The organism is Christensenella hongkongensis (genome assembly GCF_000981035.1).
Lineage (GTDB): Bacteria > Bacillota > Clostridia > Christensenellales > Christensenellaceae > Christensenella > Christensenella hongkongensis.
The window spans coordinates 15,536-30,692 of the sequence record NZ_LAYJ01000039.1; the positions used below are offsets into that span (position 1 = coordinate 15,536).

The following is a 15,157-nucleotide window of genomic DNA, read 5'->3' on the forward strand; positions in this document are numbered from 1 at the left end:
TTTTACTGTCTTTACTATAACGAATAAATCTTAAGATACAACAAATGAATTTCTTAACATATTATGAACTTCATACCCTGCGCTTGCCAAAAAGCGTCATTCCTGTATAATGAAGTTAACTTCATAAATGGTACATTTCTTTAACTCTACTTACCATAATCATGAAAATTAACTGACAGACTGGAGGGAATTACATGAAAAAACTGATTGTTTTGCTCGTTTGTGTAACGCTGCTTTTGACTGCGTGCGCCGCACAATCGCCGGCATCGGAAAACGTCTCCTCGAGCGCAATGGACGCGGGAGGATATTCCGAGCAGGCTATGAGCGCTCCCGAGGCTTCCGCAGAAAAGGCGGAAACAGGGGAAGGCAGTACGGACGCCTTTGCGGATACACCCGTAAATGCCAATCGTAAGATGACCTATTCCGCATCGTTCAGCATCAACACAAAGGCATACGATTCGGATTATGACCAGATCAAAGCAGAGCTTACGGCAGTGGGTGGTTATATCGAAAACGAGGACAGTACCGCTATCCCGTCCGATGGCAGCCGGATTTATGGACGCAGCTCTTACTTCACACTACGCGTGCCGGTTGATCAGCTTGACGGTTTCCTGGAGCGCCTGTCCGAAATTGGCGAGGTGACCAACAAGCAACAGTCGGCAACGGACATTACGGACCAATATACGGATACCGATTCGCGTATCGCCGTGTTGGAAGAACGGAAAAACCGTCTGATGACGCATTTGCAAAACGCAACCGAAACAGAGGACGTGATTGCCATTGAAAACCAGCTTGCGGATACGATCTATGAGCTGGAGCAGTTGCAGGGCAGCAAACGCCATATGGATAATGTCGTGGATTACGCAACGGTAAGCGTATCCCTGACGGAGCTGATCACTCCGGAAACCATCGGCAGCGACGGACAGCCGCTTGGCGACCGCGCCTCCGACGCCTTTGCAATGTCAATGTCCGGCGTTGGCGAATTCATGGAAAACTTCGCGATCTTCTGGGCGGCGGCAGCGCCGGTGCTGATTGTAATCGCGATTTTCGCTGTGATTATTTTCCTGATCATAAAGCTTGTACGCTTCCTGATGAAAAAATACCGTGCGAAGCATCCAAAGCCCGTCAGGCCGCCGGTTTACCAGCAGCAGCCTTATATGCAGCAGCCGATGCGCCCCATGGCGCCGCCGCAGCAAGCGCCAATACCGCCGCAACAGCAGGCTCCCGTGCCAGGGCCCGAGGAGCCCAAAACGGATAACAACGGCGATAAGAAATAACCGGCCATAAGGCAAAAAAAGAGGTATGCGCTGCATACCTCTTTTTATATTGCGTTTAAGCTGTCAAAGAATATCCTTGTTTCCGAAATGTCTTGATCAGTTTTTTATTATGTCCGTCATCGATTTTTGCCCTCAAAAATCTGATATATACATCTACTACGTTGGAGAAACAATCGTAATCGCAATCCCAAACGTGCTCCAAAAGCTCGGAGCGCGAAACAATTTTATCTTTGTGAAGTGCAAGGTATTTCAAAACCTCATACTCCTTCGCGGTTAATTTGATCTTTTCATCGCCACGCTCGACCGTCCGATTATCAATATCTACCGCCAGATTATCTACAATGATACGCATAGTGTTCCTTCCTTTCTTCTTTTGTGCATACCACCCGTTATATTGATAATCTGTTTGGGCATAAGCTAATCACATTTCATGAAGAAAATTGTAAATATTTCATTAACAAGAAAGTCTCGAAAATACCTTTCTTATCGCAAAAACGGAACACTGCCAGTCCTTTGCCGCCTTCCTAAAAAGGCATGATTTCATTAATCTCCAAATGCTCTCCGTCCGGCCCGCGGAAGGTAAGCCATTTTGTCCCGTTTGGGAATACCGATTCACCAAACAGTACTTCCTTTGTTTCAAACTCCACACCGCGATCTTCAAGCATCTTCTTCACCGATTCAATATCCTCCACCGCAATCGCGATATGGTCTACCCAGCCATCCTGACGCTTTTGCGGATTTGCAGTTTCCACGAGTTCTATAACCAGATTACCGTTTTTGATAAACGCAATTTTGGTATAGGAACCATCCGCTTCCGTAATACCGCCCTCAAAGATCGTCTCAAAGTCGAGCACATCCTCATAGAATTTTCTGGATTTGCCAATCTCCGTAATAAATACGCCCACATGGGCAAGCCCCTGCATTTTTGCCATAGTAAAAATCCCCCTTTTCTTTTATCAGATCCTTACTATACAATATTACTTTTTTTATGGTCATGCAAGCAAAAAATCAAATACATTCAAGCTGCTCCAAAAGCCTTTTCACATACTCCCCGTCCGGATAGTCTATGATCTGCTGCGGAGTCCCCTGCTGGACGATTTTTCCTTCGTTCAGGATCAGCAGCCTTGTCCCCAGCCGTACCGCCTCGCGCAGGTCGTGCGTCACAAAAACGATCGTCACGCCCGTCCGCTCGTGGATATGCAAAATCTCGTCCTGTAACTGCTTGCGCGTAATACCGTCCACCGCGCCAAACGGCTCGTCCATCAGGATGATATCCGGCTGTGCCGCAAGTGCGCGGGCAATCCCCACACGCTGCTGCTGGCCGCCGGAAAGCTCATTTACGTTACGGTGCATCAGGTCTTTGGGCAGCGCCACCATTTGCAGCAGTTGCTCTACCCGTTCCTCCGAGAGGCTGTTTTTGCGCAGGCGCGGCACATATTCGATATTCTCGCGCACATCGAGGTGCGGAAAAAGCGCTCCGCCCTGGATGACATAGCCAATCCCGCGCCGCAGCTCGATCAGGTCTGTTTCTTTGGTATCCTGCCCTTTTACGTGCACATTACCGCCATCCGGCATCAAAAGGCCGTTGATCATTTTAAGCATTGTTGTCTTTCCGCCGCCCGAGCCGCCGACGACCGCTACAAATTCGCCTTTTTTGATTTCATAGGAAAAATCGCTTAATGCGTATTTTTCCTCATATTGTTTTTTTACGTGCTCAAATACAATGATCTGTTCACTCATAACAATCCTTTTTGCTGCAGGAATTCAACTGCAACGTCTTTTTCGTTTTCCTTGTCGTTATCCACCCTGGAGTTGAGCTTTGCCATTTCCTCATCCGTGAGGATCCCTTCCATCTTCATCAGCACGTCCCTGAGCTCAGGATGCTCGTCGAGCACCTCCTGCCTCACAACTGTGCCGCAATAATACGACTGGAAGAAATTTTTGTCGTCCTTGAGCGTCTTCAGGTCGTAAACCTCCAAGAGGCCGTCCGTCGTAAAGGCGTTGATTACATCCACCTGTTCTTCGCCGATCGCCTTGTATTTCATGCCGATGTCAAGGTCTTTTGTGGAGGCAAAATTAAATCCGTATGCCGCACACAGCGGATCGTAACCGTCCTCGCGTTCATAAAAATCATATTCCGCACCAAATTTCAGGTCAGGCGACAGGGCCGCAAGGTCTGAAAAGCTTTCCAGGCTGTTTTTCCCGGCAAAATCCTTGCTTACTGCAAGCGTATAGGTATTGTTAAAGCCATAAAGCCCAACCCAGTCCATATCGAACTGTTCCTTATACTGCTCCTGCAATTTTTGATACATATCGTCCGGCGATTCCACCGTGGTATTTTTAAGCACATCCGTCCACGCAGTCCCGGTATATTCCGGGTAAAGGTCAAAGTCTCCCTTCACCATTGCCGGGTGGATATTTCCCGTGCCGCCCGCGATACCTTTCGTGATCTCTACCTTGAGATCGGTATCCTTTTCAATCAGCGCGGCGAGCATTTCACTTAATATAAACTGCTCGGTCATGGGCTTGGTCGCGATCCTGATCGTATCGCTTTTTTTGGTGGAGCATCCGCTTAAAAGTACCGCTCCGCACATTNCCACTGCCAGAAACAGCGCCGTCCATTTCCATTTTTTCNTCTTGTTTCGCCTTTCCCGTTGATTTTCCTGTAGATCCGTTTTTCAAAAATTCCGGCTATAAAGTCGGCAATAAGGGCAAGCGCCGCAATAAGGAGGCTGCCTGCCACTGTCATTGCCATATTGTTCGTTGTAATTCCACGATAAATTGCCACGCCAAGACCGCCCGCCCCAACAAAAGAAGCGATACCACACAGTGCTATCGTCATAACGATCATATTCCGCGCGCCCGCTATGATAACCGGCATTGCAAGCGGGATCTTGATCCTGTATAAAAGCTGGCTTTTGGTGGAGCCCATTCCCTTGCCCGCCTCTATAATCACCGGAGAGATGTTTTTAATTCCTGTATGCGTATTCCGTACCATGGGCAGCAGCCCGTAAACCGTAAGCGCAATCACCGCCGTCATATCCCCGATGCCCGTCGCCGGCACCAAAAACCCAAGCATGGCAATCGACGGAATCGTATAAATAAAATTTGTTATTCCAAGAATAGGGAACGAAAGCCTGGCATGCTCAGAAATTACAATGCCAAAAAAAATGCCGATCAGAGCGGAAAGCCCTATCGCAATAAAAGATAACTGCAGATGCTGTAAAATCAATTCCCCGAAAAAGTCCCAACGTGTTGCGTATAAATTAAATACCTCTGCGATCATTGGCCTTCCCTTCCAATCAAATTTAGCCTTTTATTATTATTAAACCCGATTCGCAAAATAATATCAACTTTTTTAATGAAATCAAAGGCATTTGGTAAACAAACCTCACCGGAAACCTTTGATCATACAAGTTATATCTGTCTTTATTTTTAAAATTTTTTGCCGCTATTTTTCGCGTATCATAAATGATATACAATTTAACCGCACGACATACCGCTGCATTTTACAACATAAACTTCCCGCCCGATTCCTGCCGACGCAAATCAATATGCTTGACAAATCCAAACCTTCCCATCATACTTGAATTTAGTAATTTACTAATTTACTAAATATATGCAAGGAGATGTATCATGAAGATACCAACAAATTTAAAACACAAACCTGTCATCGTCGCCGAGGACTATGCAAAAGTAGACGGAAAATACGCATACGAGACGGATGTTCAGGGAATGTCTGCGGGGCTTGCCCAGTGGAATGACCGCGGCAAAGTAGACATCTCCGCAAAAATATGGAGATATACCGGACAAAAATGGTCCCGTCAGTCCGAAGAGCTTCCCCTGCACCGTGTGCTGGACCTCGCCATTTTTGTATGTAATACAATGAAGTACTTTCGCGAGGCATACCGTTATCCGAAGTTTTACGATCCGGAACATCCGGAGTTTGAACGCGTAGGGCTCCAAGGCGACGCAATGACCATGGCCGTTTGTACGGAAAACGAGAAGATCGACGAAGATATTAAGCTGTTTCAGCAGGCGCTTTCTGAGGATGGCGAGCTTTTGGGCGAACGGCTCTGCACCCTTGCCCGTACATTGCGGGAAATGGGGTACTGACGTATGGACTCCCAAAAGAAAAAAGAATTGATTGCCGGGTATAAGGAACGCAAGATAAGCGGCGGAGTCTATATGATCACAAATACCAAAACCGGTATGCGCCTGCTTGCCGCTGAAACCAACCTCGAAGGCAGTAAAAATAAGTTTGATTTTTGTATCAAAACAAATCTGTGCAGCTATCCAAAACTCCAGGAGGAGTGGAAACGCTATGGCGCACAGGCCTTTACCTTTGAGGTGCTCGACGAAATCGAAAAAAAGGATGCACAGACGCTTTCCTCTTTTCAGGAGGACCTTGAAGGGCTGCTTTCTTTGCGCCGTGCGCAATACCCGCAATCCTCACTGTACTAATATTTATAGAACGCTTTGAAAGCCGCTTTCCAAAAGAATTTTTGGGAGCGGTTTTCTTGCGTATTTTTTCACAAATTCTTGATTAAGTTGTCCCGGATTTATTGACAGCACGTCCCTGAAACAGTATAGTTAATAATAGAAAAAACAAAGGGAGATATTATTTTTAGATGGATTACAGAGTATTCGACACAAGCGTTCAGGAAATCAAATATAAGGTACTCAGGGAGGTCGCCGCGCTTGCCTTTGACGATAAGCTGGACAGCGGACTTTTGCATGTGGCTGAAAAAATCATGCCCGGCCCCAAGCCCACCATGCGCTGCTGCATTTACAAAGAGCGCGCCATTGTCAATGAACGCGTCAAGCTTGCCCTGGGCGGCAATCCGGACAATGAAAATGTCGTTGAGGTTCTCAACATCGCATGCGACGAATGCCCTGTCGACGGCATCCGCGTATCACAGGCCTGCCGTGGCTGCATCGCGCACCGCTGTAAAAACGTGTGCCCTAAGGACGCGATCGAGATCATTGGGCTGAAGGCGCAAATCAATCCGGATAAGTGCATTGAATGCGGTAAGTGCGTTTCCGCTTGTCCGTACAACGCCATTGTAAAAATGGTCCGTCCATGTGAAAACGCCTGCAAGGTGGACGCTATCTCTATGAGCGAAGACAAAAAGGCTGAAATTGATAACAGCAAATGTATTTCGTGCGGCGCCTGCGTCTATCAATGCCCGTTCGGCGCGATTTCTGATAAGTCCTATATGCTGGAAGCAATAAACCTTTTGCGCGGCTCGGAAAACAACTCCAAATATAAGGTATATGCCGTGGTTGCGCCTTCCATTTCCAGCCAGTTTGGCGGTATCCATGTCGAACAGACAGTCGCGGGAATCAAAAAACTCGGTTTTTTTAATGTCGTTGAGGCTGCGCTCGGCGCAGATATGACGGCATATAAGGAAGCGGACGAGCTGTATGAAAAAAAATTTCTTACCAGCTCCTGCTGCCCTGCATTTGTGCAGTATATCAAAAATGCCTACCCGGACCTTGCGGTGCATATCTCACATAATTTATCGCCCATGGCAGAAATTTCAGTTTTTCTTAAAAAAATGGATCCCACTGCAAAGATCGTCTTTATCGGGCCTTGTATTGCAAAGAAAAAAGAACGCCAGCTGCCCACAGTGGATGGAATCGTGGATTGCGTGATTACGTTCGAAGAGCTTTTGGCGCTTCTTGACAGCCGCGGGATAGACCTTTCGCAGATGGAGCACGCGCCTCTTGACAACGCTTCCTATTTTGGCCGCATCTTTGCGCGCAGCGGCGGCGTGTCCGCAGCTGTTCAGCAGGCGCTCGACGAGCATGGCTATGACGATTTCGAATGTAATCCCCTGCCCTGCAGCGGCATCGAGGAGTGCAAGGTCGCCCTCATGAAAGCTTCCAAGGGCGTGCTGCAAAACAACTTCATAGAAGGCATGGCTTGTCAGGACGGCTGCATCGGGGGGGCTGCCTGCCTCACACACGGCCCCAAAGAAAAACGTCTTGTGGACCAGTACGGAAATGAGGCAAAGGAAAAAACCATCAAGGATGCAATCGGTATTTTGAAGACGATTAAGTAGTGAACCCTGATTGACCGGCTGTCCAGCCGGTCTTTTTTTGTTCCCGGAAACCCTCCCTCTGCCATCTGATTGCATCGCTTCATAAAGTCTGTTATAGTTAAAATAATTAATTTTAAAAATGGAGGATTTCTGATGGCAGCTTCTTATCATTCCTTTTGGCCTGCGTTTATGGTCGCCGGTACAGTGCTTACAGTGATTATTATTATATGCGCGGTTTTCTATTTCTTCTTTGCATTCGGTCTTTATACAATGGCAAAACGCAGGCAGATTGAATACCCATGGCTTGCATGGATTCCGATTGTTATGTTTTACACCATGGGAAAACTGGCAGATACTTATGCGGAAAAATTTTTAGGGAAAAAGACAAATTATGCGGTACTGCTTCTTTCCCTTTATGTGGGAGTGTTCATACTCTATCTTATTATGATGGTCGTATTTCCATTTACCGCAGGGGCAGCCTATCTGTTTTGGCCGGTATATGTCATCCTGATGACTGTCACGATTGCCATTGCGATTACAACCGCCGTCTTTTACCTGATCGCACTTTACCGCATTTACAACTGGCATACATCAAGCTCCTCGGTGCTGCTTGTGCTCTCTATTTTTTTCAGTGTCATCGTTCCCTTTACTGTCTTTGCGATCCGCCAGGGTGATAATCCACTGCTTTACAGGCAGCCTCCTTATGGTGGGAACGGGCAACCGCAGCCTCCCTACGGACAGCCGCCACAGCAGCCTTACCAGCAAACACCACAGCAGCCCTATCAACAGCCACAGCAACCACAACAGCAATATGGCCGGCAACAACAGCCTCCCAATGGAAACGGCCAAAATGAACGGTAATAAACGCACTTATCACAAAAAGCCTTCTGATCTTTCGATCAAAAGGCTTTTTAAAATGGTCTCCCGCTAATTAGCCAGGAAATACCGTCCAAGCAACATATAACCAATATTGAAGAACAGGACAAGCCCGCTGATTGAAAACACAATCGTATTGTAAGTGTTCCTGTTCATACGATTTGAAATCTTGTTCGTCCCGATCACATAAAGCACAGGGAAAATAACCGGCATCAAATACCTTGCCTGGCACCCGTTCACCGTATCAAAACCAACCGGCGTAAACGAAATATAAAGTACGGTTGCAACGCATACAACTGTAACCAGTGCGGCAAAAAGCGTTCTCAGCTTATGGGGCACAGTCGTCGTAAAACGGTCATATTCATTTCTGTCCGTAAACACAACCACCGCAAGGAGCACCAGTAATATTCCGTAAAAAGCGCCATCGCCAAGATACGCAAACGAGGTCATATACATCTGCGCGTTCCCTATAGACAGATACTGCGGCAGGTAAACTGCCATCATTTTGATAAAGCTGAACGGATTATTCAGGATATACGCAAGCTGCTCGGCCGAATTCACCCCGCTGCCACCGCGCGCGTCTCCCGCACCCATCCCGCTTGTAAGTACCGGAAGCAAAAATGTCAGCAAAACCACAAACATCGTCAGCAAAACTGAAAGGCGGTAAATAAGGCACGTCTTTTGAGAACTGAACTTGGTTTTAGGCATAAAGAATAATAACGCAATCATCGGAAAATAAATCGCCTTTGGCCCCATGCCCACCGCAAGCGCAGCGAGCATAATAATCCAGTTGCCGACTGTAAGCGGTTTATCCAGCTCCTGCAATTCCCCAAAAAACCATGCAAATCCTAAAATCGTAAATCCGGTCACCCATGGATCATAGCTGAAATGGGATGCCAGAAATACGTTCGTAGGCAACAGCGCCAGTAAAATGAGGATCATTTTTCCTGATTTCAGCTTCCTGATCGCGAGGAAACACAGCAGCGCAAAAACAACTAGTATTGCGATCCGTCCCAATACCAGCGTATCGTGGAAGGACATCTGGAACATCCTTGCAAGAAACATAGATACCGCACTGGGCACATAGCCGAGCTTTTCATAGCTCATCTGATTATCGCTATTTACAGAAGGCGCGCCTTCCGTGTATTGCTCGTCAAGCCTTTCGTAGATCGCATTTTGCTCTTCTATGGAAAAAGTTTGGGGATACGCCCTTCCGATAAACGCCGCGTCGGCAGTCGTAACCCTCGCATCCTCTCCAAAGTAAGAAAGCCCCTGCATCTTTGCATAATGCGTTTCGTCATCCCATGATGAAAGCGCCAGCGTAGTCGGCGTAAAGCATGCCAAAAGCAAAGCCGCCGATAAGAAAATTGCAAGGAAAAAGTATTCCGGCTTTTTCCCTGTATATTTAAAAAACAGGATAAACATGGATAAAACGAATCCAAAGGAAGCGGCAAATGCAAAATAGACGGGCACCGGCGTTTTGTGCAGAGCCTTACACGCTCCAAAGGCCAGCAGGCAAAATCCAATCATTATTACAGCTGTGATCAGAACCACCTTAAGCGTTCTTTTTGGATTTTCGCGGATTACCCGGGCTGCTTTTAAGATTGCGCCCTTTATTTTACCAAACACGTTAAAGTACAGTAAAAGGAAAATAACAATGGCGAGGACGGCGAACATTCCCATCATCCTCGGCAGGTTCCATGGTTCGGGGGTCACTATTTTTTGCGCAGGCGATGCGGAAGTCTCGATGCTTTTCAGTGCAAAACTTCCGTCAATATCGATTCGCAGCTCCGGATACTCTCCGGCTGGAAAATTGAGGACGACTTCGTCCGTTCCCTTTAAATTAATCCTGAGCGCTGAATTCAACTCGCTGAAGCCGCCGTATTCATCCGGATAAAACAACTGGACGTCCGTGAGGCCTTCAAGCGGCGCCTCAAACGCGATCCTGACCGAGGCGGTCTGCTGTCCCTGCGGAAGGCTGACAAACAGCTGCGGATCGATATCGTTCGGCACAAATAACCCGCCCTCCTGATCATATCCGGCCGCCGTTATATCTGCAGCTGTAAATTCACTCTGCGTTTCGCCATTGAACTCGTAATAGTACAGAGGCGGATTCGCAACCCCTACTGCCCATTCCATAACCAAGGCCAATAAAAAAGCAACAACAACTGCTGCAATCGATTTTTTTACAATACGCCCCATATATTTCTCCCAACCGCGCCCATCGCCCGTTTTTATAATTGCCAATGTATACCTCCATCATTTTATCAGAAAACGCTTTCTTCTTCAATATGAAACGGCCTTTGTGCCGCATAAAAACCAAATAGCCAAAAAAGCATATCTATGCTACAATAATGAAGGATAAATCCATTTTATTATATCATTGTGTAACGTTAGGAATCATCGAATGAATTTGCTGATCTTTGTGCCTGCCTACAACGAGCAGGACAGTATTTTAAAAGTTGCGCAAGATTTGCGGACGCATTGTCCGCAGATTGATTTTGTTGTGATCAACGACGGTTCTACCGACCAAACGGCGCAAATATGCGCTGAAAACAATATTCCGTGTATTTCCCTGCCTGTAAACCTGGGGCTTGACGGCGTATTCCAGACAGGGAATAAATATGCCCTCCTGCATGGCTATGACTACGCCATGCCCTTTGACGGCGACGGACAGCATAATGCAAAATGTGTGCAGCTTCTGATCGACAAAATGCAGGAAGGCTCTTACGACGTTGTAATCGGTTCGCGCTATGCAAGCCGCAAAAAGCCAATGACGTTGCGTATGCTCGGCTCACGCCTGTTAAGCGGTGCCTTTCGGCTGACGACGGGCGTAAAATTTACCGATCCAACGTCTGGGATGCGCCTGATCAGCCGCAAACTCATGAAGCAGATCGCTTATGATCCAAACTGCGGCCCGGAGCCGGACACCTGGGCTTATTTTGTCCGGCGCGGTGCAAAGCTTGCAGAGGTGCAGGTCGATATGAACGAGCGGGAAACTGGAAAGAGCTATTTTACCTTTGCAAAATCCATATTTTATATGTTTCGGATGTTTGTTTCAATCATCTTTATCAATTTATTCCGCGGAAGGGGCAAAAAAAATGGCGCTTGAGCTTCGTATTGTTTTAATTATAATCTCCGTCCTTGTACTGTTTTATATCCTGAACAAAATCCGCAAATCCAAGCTGAATGTATCGGATTCCATTTTTTGGATTGTTTTTGCCGTGCTACTGCTTCTGCTCAGCGTTTTTCCGCAAATTGCTAATTTTTTCTCGAATATTTTGGGGATCGAAACGCCGCTTAATTTTATCCTGCTGTTCTTTATTGCCATCATTCTCTTAAAACAGTTTTTGATGACCATCAAAATTTCCGAGCTGACAGAAAAAAACAAAACGCTTGCGCAGCAAATTGCTTTCGATGAATTTGAAAAACAGGAGAAACAGGATGACTGATCTATCCCATAGCTTTGCGGTGTGCGCATACAAGGAAAGTCCACATCTGCGCGCATGTCTTGAATCGCTCAAAAACCAGACGGCGAAATCTCCTTTCTTTATCGCGACCTCCACGCCCAACGAATACATCGAGGGCTTAGCGAAAGAATTTGACGTTCCCGTTTATGCCAGCAAGCGCGAAAGCGGTATCGGGCGCGACTGGAATTTTGCGCTTTCATGTGCATCGAGCGACCTTGTGACCATTGCCCACCAGGATGACCTGTATGAGCCAGACTACGCAAAATCCATTATTGAATATTCCAAAGCAGCCAAAGAGCCAATTATCTTTTTTACTGATTACGGCGAGCTGCGCGCAGATCAAAAGGTTTATGACAGCAATCTGCTGAACGTAAAACGGAAAATAAATGCCCTATTGAAACCAAAAGCATTTTGGCACAGCAAATTTATGCGTAACCGCACCCTATCCATTGGCTGTGCGATCTGCTGCCCTTCTGTATGTATCAACAGAGAGCGTTTTCCTGATTTTCGATTCAGCGAAACAATGACGTGCGACCTTGACTGGGATGCGTGGAGCAGGCTCGCCCGGCAAAAAGGCTCGTTCGTCTATATTCCGCAGCCTTTGATGCTGCATCGCATCCATGAGGAATCGGAAACCACCAAACAGCTTTCGGACGGCAAACGCTTTGCTGAGGACTTTGAAATGTTTTGCCGCTACTGGCCAAAACCTATTGCAAAGCTTCTGATGAAGCGCTATTCTGGCAGTGCGGACAGCAACCAGCTCGACTAATACAAAACGGCGCCTGTAGGCGTCTTTTTTTGTATATGATGTCGTGTGATGTATCCGAAGGCGAGCGCATAAAACGCCGCCCTTCGGAGACGCGCCGTACAGTTCAAAAATCAAACTGAATACGGCGCTCTGCATCCGCCTGTTGAAGCATAGACAATACAACGTGGTCACGGCTTCTCAAGCTCCTCAGTGCGGCATCTTATGTGTTCGCCGGCAAGCTGGCAATGTCCTGAAACAGACACTGGCGCTTATACGCCTTGCGTTGCGGTGGTACGTTACCCAGACATACTCCTCTGCTTCCGGCAGGCACAGGACAGTTTGCAGCGAAGGGCTTCGGGAGCCGTGGCACTTTGACCGGATTTTTCATATATTCGGAAAGGCGGACGCAGAGTGCGTTTTTATTTCCATAGTTACAATGTACGCACGTCCCTGAGTCGCAAGCTGTCCTGCGCCTGCCCGGTGAAGATAATGATCTGACCTGACGTGACGTGAAATAATGCAATAACGTATGGATTTGTATGCACGATATCGCATGGTTTCTATTTCATTGCCGCTGCGACAAACTCGCGAAACAGCGGGTGCGCCTTATTGGGACGGCTCTTAAACTCCGGATGGAATTGCACCCCAACAAAAAAGTCGTTATCCGGTATCTCCACGGCCTCTACAAGACTACCGTCCGGCGATACCCCCGTAAACCTCAACCCCGCCTCATTCATCTGCTCACGGAAAATATTGTTAAATTCGTAGCGATGCCTGTGGCGCTCCGCAATTTCCTTTTGCCCATATGCGCGCTGCATAATCGACCCCTCGGCGATCCGGCAGGGATATGCTCCCAGCCGCATTGTTCCGCCTTTTTTGTCGATATCGACCTGATCCGGCATCAGGTCGATCACCGGGTAATCACATATCTCGTCAAATTCGCGCGAATTTGCGCGGGCAAGCCGCAGGACATTGCGCGCATACTCGATCACCGCAGCCTGCATACCAAGACAGATTCCCAGGAAGGGAATATTGTTTTCCCGGGCATACCGCACCGCTTCAATTTTCCCTTCGATCCCGCGGTTTCCAAATCCGCCCGGAATCAGGATTCCATTGCAGCCGCAAAGCGCTTCTGCGATGTTGCCTTTACCGATTTCCTCCGAATCCACCCACCTGATGCCGACGTCCGCGCCGTTTTCATATCCGGCGTGTGCAAGGGCTTCCGCCACCGAAAGATATGCGTCGTGCAGCTGCACGTATTTACCTACCAATGCAATTTCTACAGGCTCCGACGCATGGTGAATCCGCTCGATCATTTGCTCCCATCCGGTAAGGTCAGGCTCCGGGCATTCCATGTGCAATTCCCTGCATACAATATCCGCGAGACCATTTTGCTCGAGCATCATTGGCGCTTCATACAGTACAGGCAGCGTAATGTTTTCAATCACGCAATCCGGCTTCACATTGCAAAAAAGTGCAATTTTTTGCTTAATCGTCTCTCCAACCGATTCGTCGCTGCGCATCACGATAATGTCCGGCATAATGCCGAACGATTGCAGCTCCTTAACCGAGTGCTGCGTTGGCTTAGACTTATGCTCGCCAGAGCTTTTGATGTAAGGAACGAGCGTAACATGAAGGAACAGGCAGTTTTCACGCCCCGCTTCATGCGATACCTGGCGGATCGCCTCCAAAAACGGCTGGCTCTCGATATCGCCCGTGGTCCCGCCGATCTCCGTAATGACAACGTCCGCGTCCGTTTTTTTGCCAACCGAATAAATAAAGCCTTTGATCTCATTTGTTACATGGGGTATGACCTGTACGGTCTCCCCAAGATATTCGCCCTGGCGCTCCTTGGTGAGAACGTTCCAGTATACTTTGCCCGTGGTTAGGTTGGAATACTGGTTCAGGTCTTCGTCGATAAACCGTTCGTAATGTCCAAGGTCGAGGTCTGTCTCCGCCCCATCCTCTGTAACAAATACCTCTCCATGCTGGAAGGGGCTCATCGTTCCCGGATCGACATTAATATAAGGATCCAGCTTTTGCGCCGCAATTTTTAGCCCCCGCGCTTTCAGCAGCCGCCCCAGGGACGCCGCCGTAATTCCCTTTCCAAGTCCGGAAACCACACCGCCTGTCACAAATATAAACTTTGCCATAACTTCCCCTTTGCTATTCGTAAGTTTTGAGCAGCTCCTCCGCCACCTGCCGCCGCGTTACCCGCATATTCATCGCCTGTTTTTCTATATACCGGTGCGCCTGTGGTTCGGTCATCTTAAGCACCTGTATGAGTACGCATTTTGCACGGTCCACGATGCCCATGTCCTCAATCTTCCTGCATAGCTTTCTGTTTTCCTGCAACAGTCCCGCCATACGGTTTTTGGATGCGTACGCAAGGCGGAATGCCTGTTTAAACAGCGCCTTGCTGAGCGGCGTTTTTACAACCATTGCCCCCGCTGATTCAGCCTGCAGGATAATCCGTTCATCCGTTTCGTTTTTCGCCACCATGATAATCCCGCACGCGGAATTCCTTGCCGCATATGCCGCGAGTGCTTCCCCGAACTCATCCTTGAGCGGCGCATTGATGATGAGCAAACCAATATCCTGCCTGCCAAGGATAGTTCGCGCTTCCTTTCCTTCCGGTGCGGTCACGACCTCATGATCCCCGTATTCCTTCACCAGGTTCGCAAAAAAATCCCTTCCTTTGAGTGATCCGGATGCGAGCAGTATCCGGCACATACGATC

16 protein-coding genes are annotated in these 15,157 nt (G+C 47.9%); 8 read left to right on the forward strand and 8 right to left on the reverse strand.

The genetic code is table 11. From position 1 onward, the window contains the following. The first annotated feature begins 194 nt into the window (after positions 1-194). Positions 195-1,277 carry a DUF4349 domain-containing protein gene (locus CHK_RS01825; RefSeq protein WP_046442322.1) on the forward strand — a complete coding sequence of 361 codons (1,083 nt, stop codon included), beginning with the start codon at positions 195-197 and terminating at the stop codon, positions 1,275-1,277. 55 nt (positions 1,278-1,332) lie between these two features. Here CHK_RS01825 and CHK_RS01830 read toward each other — a convergent pair whose 3' ends face one another. The 5 genes from CHK_RS01830 to CHK_RS16850 all read right to left on the reverse strand — a co-directional run bounded on the left by CHK_RS01830 (position 1,333) and on the right by CHK_RS16850 (position 4,563). After that, on the reverse strand, positions 1,333-1,629 hold the full coding sequence (locus CHK_RS01830) for a winged helix-turn-helix domain-containing protein (RefSeq protein WP_052740157.1): 297 nt from the start codon (positions 1,627-1,629) through the stop codon (positions 1,333-1,335). 172 nt (positions 1,630-1,801) lie between these two features. Next, a complete protein-coding gene (locus CHK_RS01835) occupies positions 1,802-2,209 on the reverse strand; it encodes a VOC family protein (RefSeq protein WP_046442323.1) in 408 nt (135 codons plus the stop codon). A 76-nt stretch (positions 2,210-2,285) separates the two neighbouring features. Beyond that, on the reverse strand, positions 2,286-3,017 hold the full coding sequence (locus CHK_RS01840) for an ATP-binding cassette domain-containing protein (RefSeq protein ID WP_046442324.1): 732 nt from the start codon (positions 3,015-3,017) through the stop codon (positions 2,286-2,288). Beyond that, a complete protein-coding gene (locus tag CHK_RS16845; RefSeq protein ID WP_046442353.1) occupies positions 3,014-3,871 on the reverse strand; it encodes a glycine betaine ABC transporter substrate-binding protein in 858 nt (285 codons plus the stop codon). Before CHK_RS16845 ends, CHK_RS01840 begins: the two co-directional genes overlap by 4 nt. Then, the gene (locus tag CHK_RS16850) at positions 3,850-4,563 is read right to left on the reverse strand and encodes an ABC transporter permease (RefSeq protein ID WP_242844861.1); all 714 of its coding nucleotides are present in this window, start codon (positions 4,561-4,563) and stop codon (positions 3,850-3,852) included. The genes CHK_RS16845 and CHK_RS16850 overlap by 22 nt, the downstream gene beginning before the upstream one ends. 350 nt (positions 4,564-4,913) lie before the next feature. Between CHK_RS16850 and CHK_RS01855 the strand changes: the two genes are divergently transcribed. From CHK_RS01855 to CHK_RS01870, 4 genes are all read left to right on the forward strand, one after another. After that, on the forward strand, positions 4,914-5,393 hold the full coding sequence (locus tag CHK_RS01855) for a DUF6530 family protein (RefSeq protein ID WP_046442325.1): 480 nt from the start codon (positions 4,914-4,916) through the stop codon (positions 5,391-5,393). Between the two features lie 3 nt (positions 5,394-5,396). Next, a complete protein-coding gene (locus CHK_RS01860) occupies positions 5,397-5,741 on the forward strand; it encodes a GIY-YIG nuclease family protein (RefSeq protein ID WP_046442327.1) in 345 nt (114 codons plus the stop codon). A 167-nt stretch (positions 5,742-5,908) separates the two neighbouring features. Then, on the forward strand, positions 5,909-7,345 hold the full coding sequence (locus CHK_RS01865) for a 4Fe-4S dicluster domain-containing protein (RefSeq protein ID WP_046442328.1): 1,437 nt from the start codon (positions 5,909-5,911) through the stop codon (positions 7,343-7,345). A 132-nt stretch (positions 7,346-7,477) separates the two neighbouring features. Further along, positions 7,478-8,185 (forward strand): hypothetical protein, encoded by a 708-nt coding sequence (locus tag CHK_RS01870; protein ID WP_046442329.1) that lies wholly within the window; start codon positions 7,478-7,480, stop codon positions 8,183-8,185. 66 nt (positions 8,186-8,251) lie between these two features. Here the strand turns inward: CHK_RS01870 and CHK_RS01875 are convergent, their stop codons facing one another. Further along, positions 8,252-10,447 carry a DUF2142 domain-containing protein gene (locus CHK_RS01875; RefSeq protein ID WP_046442331.1) on the reverse strand — a complete coding sequence of 732 codons (2,196 nt, stop codon included), beginning with the start codon at positions 10,445-10,447 and terminating at the stop codon, positions 8,252-8,254. A 160-nt stretch (positions 10,448-10,607) separates the two neighbouring features. On the opposite strand from CHK_RS01875, the gene CHK_RS01880 reads away from it, so the two are divergent. The 3 genes from CHK_RS01880 to CHK_RS01890 are packed head-to-tail and all read left to right on the forward strand — an operon-like array spanning position 10,608 to position 12,439. Continuing rightward, on the forward strand, positions 10,608-11,312 hold the full coding sequence (locus CHK_RS01880) for a glycosyltransferase family 2 protein (protein ID WP_046442332.1): 705 nt from the start codon (positions 10,608-10,610) through the stop codon (positions 11,310-11,312). After that, complete coding sequence (locus tag CHK_RS01885) at positions 11,302-11,652, forward strand: DUF2304 domain-containing protein (protein WP_046442333.1); 351 nt, start codon at positions 11,302-11,304, stop codon at positions 11,650-11,652. Before CHK_RS01880 ends, CHK_RS01885 begins: the two co-directional genes overlap by 11 nt. Then, positions 11,645-12,439: a glycosyltransferase family 2 protein gene (locus tag CHK_RS01890; protein ID WP_046442334.1), complete on the forward strand. Its 795-nt coding sequence runs from the start codon at positions 11,645-11,647 to the stop codon at positions 12,437-12,439. Before CHK_RS01885 ends, CHK_RS01890 begins: the two co-directional genes overlap by 8 nt. A 539-nt stretch (positions 12,440-12,978) precedes the next feature. Here the strand turns inward: CHK_RS01890 and CHK_RS01895 are convergent. Continuing rightward, positions 12,979-14,571 (reverse strand): CTP synthase, encoded by a 1,593-nt coding sequence (locus CHK_RS01895; protein ID WP_046442335.1) that lies wholly within the window; start codon positions 14,569-14,571, stop codon positions 12,979-12,981. 13 nt (positions 14,572-14,584) lie between these two features. Beyond that, complete coding sequence (locus CHK_RS01900; protein ID WP_046442336.1) at positions 14,585-15,151, reverse strand: ANTAR domain-containing response regulator; 567 nt, start codon at positions 15,149-15,151, stop codon at positions 14,585-14,587. Positions 15,152-15,157: the final 6 nt, after the last annotated feature.

Coding starts and splice junctions, on each gene's coding strand:
- CHK_RS01825 (WP_046442322.1), top strand. CDS start 195: ATGAAAAAACTGATTGTTTTGCTCGTTTGTGTAACGCTGCTTTTGACT.
- CHK_RS01830 (WP_052740157.1), bottom strand. CDS start 1,629: ATGCGTATCATTGTAGATAATCTGGCGGTAGATATTGATAATCGGACG.
- CHK_RS01835 (WP_046442323.1), bottom strand. CDS start 2,209: ATGGCAAAAATGCAGGGGCTTGCCCATGTGGGCGTATTTATTACGGAG.
- CHK_RS01840 (WP_046442324.1), bottom strand. CDS start 3,017: ATGAGTGAACAGATCATTGTATTTGAGCACGTAAAAAAACAATATGAG.
- CHK_RS16845 (WP_046442353.1), bottom strand. CDS start 3,871: ATGTGCGGAGCGGTACTTTTAAGCGGATGCTCCACCAAAAAAAGCGAT.
- CHK_RS01855 (WP_046442325.1), top strand. CDS start 4,914: ATGAAGATACCAACAAATTTAAAACACAAACCTGTCATCGTCGCCGAG.
- CHK_RS01860 (WP_046442327.1), top strand. CDS start 5,397: ATGGACTCCCAAAAGAAAAAAGAATTGATTGCCGGGTATAAGGAACGC.
- CHK_RS01865 (WP_046442328.1), top strand. CDS start 5,909: ATGGATTACAGAGTATTCGACACAAGCGTTCAGGAAATCAAATATAAG.
- CHK_RS01870 (WP_046442329.1), top strand. CDS start 7,478: ATGGCAGCTTCTTATCATTCCTTTTGGCCTGCGTTTATGGTCGCCGGT.
- CHK_RS01880 (WP_046442332.1), top strand. CDS start 10,608: ATGAATTTGCTGATCTTTGTGCCTGCCTACAACGAGCAGGACAGTATT.
- CHK_RS01885 (WP_046442333.1), top strand. CDS start 11,302: ATGGCGCTTGAGCTTCGTATTGTTTTAATTATAATCTCCGTCCTTGTA.
- CHK_RS01890 (WP_046442334.1), top strand. CDS start 11,645: ATGACTGATCTATCCCATAGCTTTGCGGTGTGCGCATACAAGGAAAGT.
- CHK_RS01895 (WP_046442335.1), bottom strand. CDS start 14,571: ATGGCAAAGTTTATATTTGTGACAGGCGGTGTGGTTTCCGGACTTGGA.
- CHK_RS01900 (WP_046442336.1), bottom strand. CDS start 15,151: ATGTGCCGGATACTGCTCGCATCCGGATCACTCAAAGGAAGGGATTTT.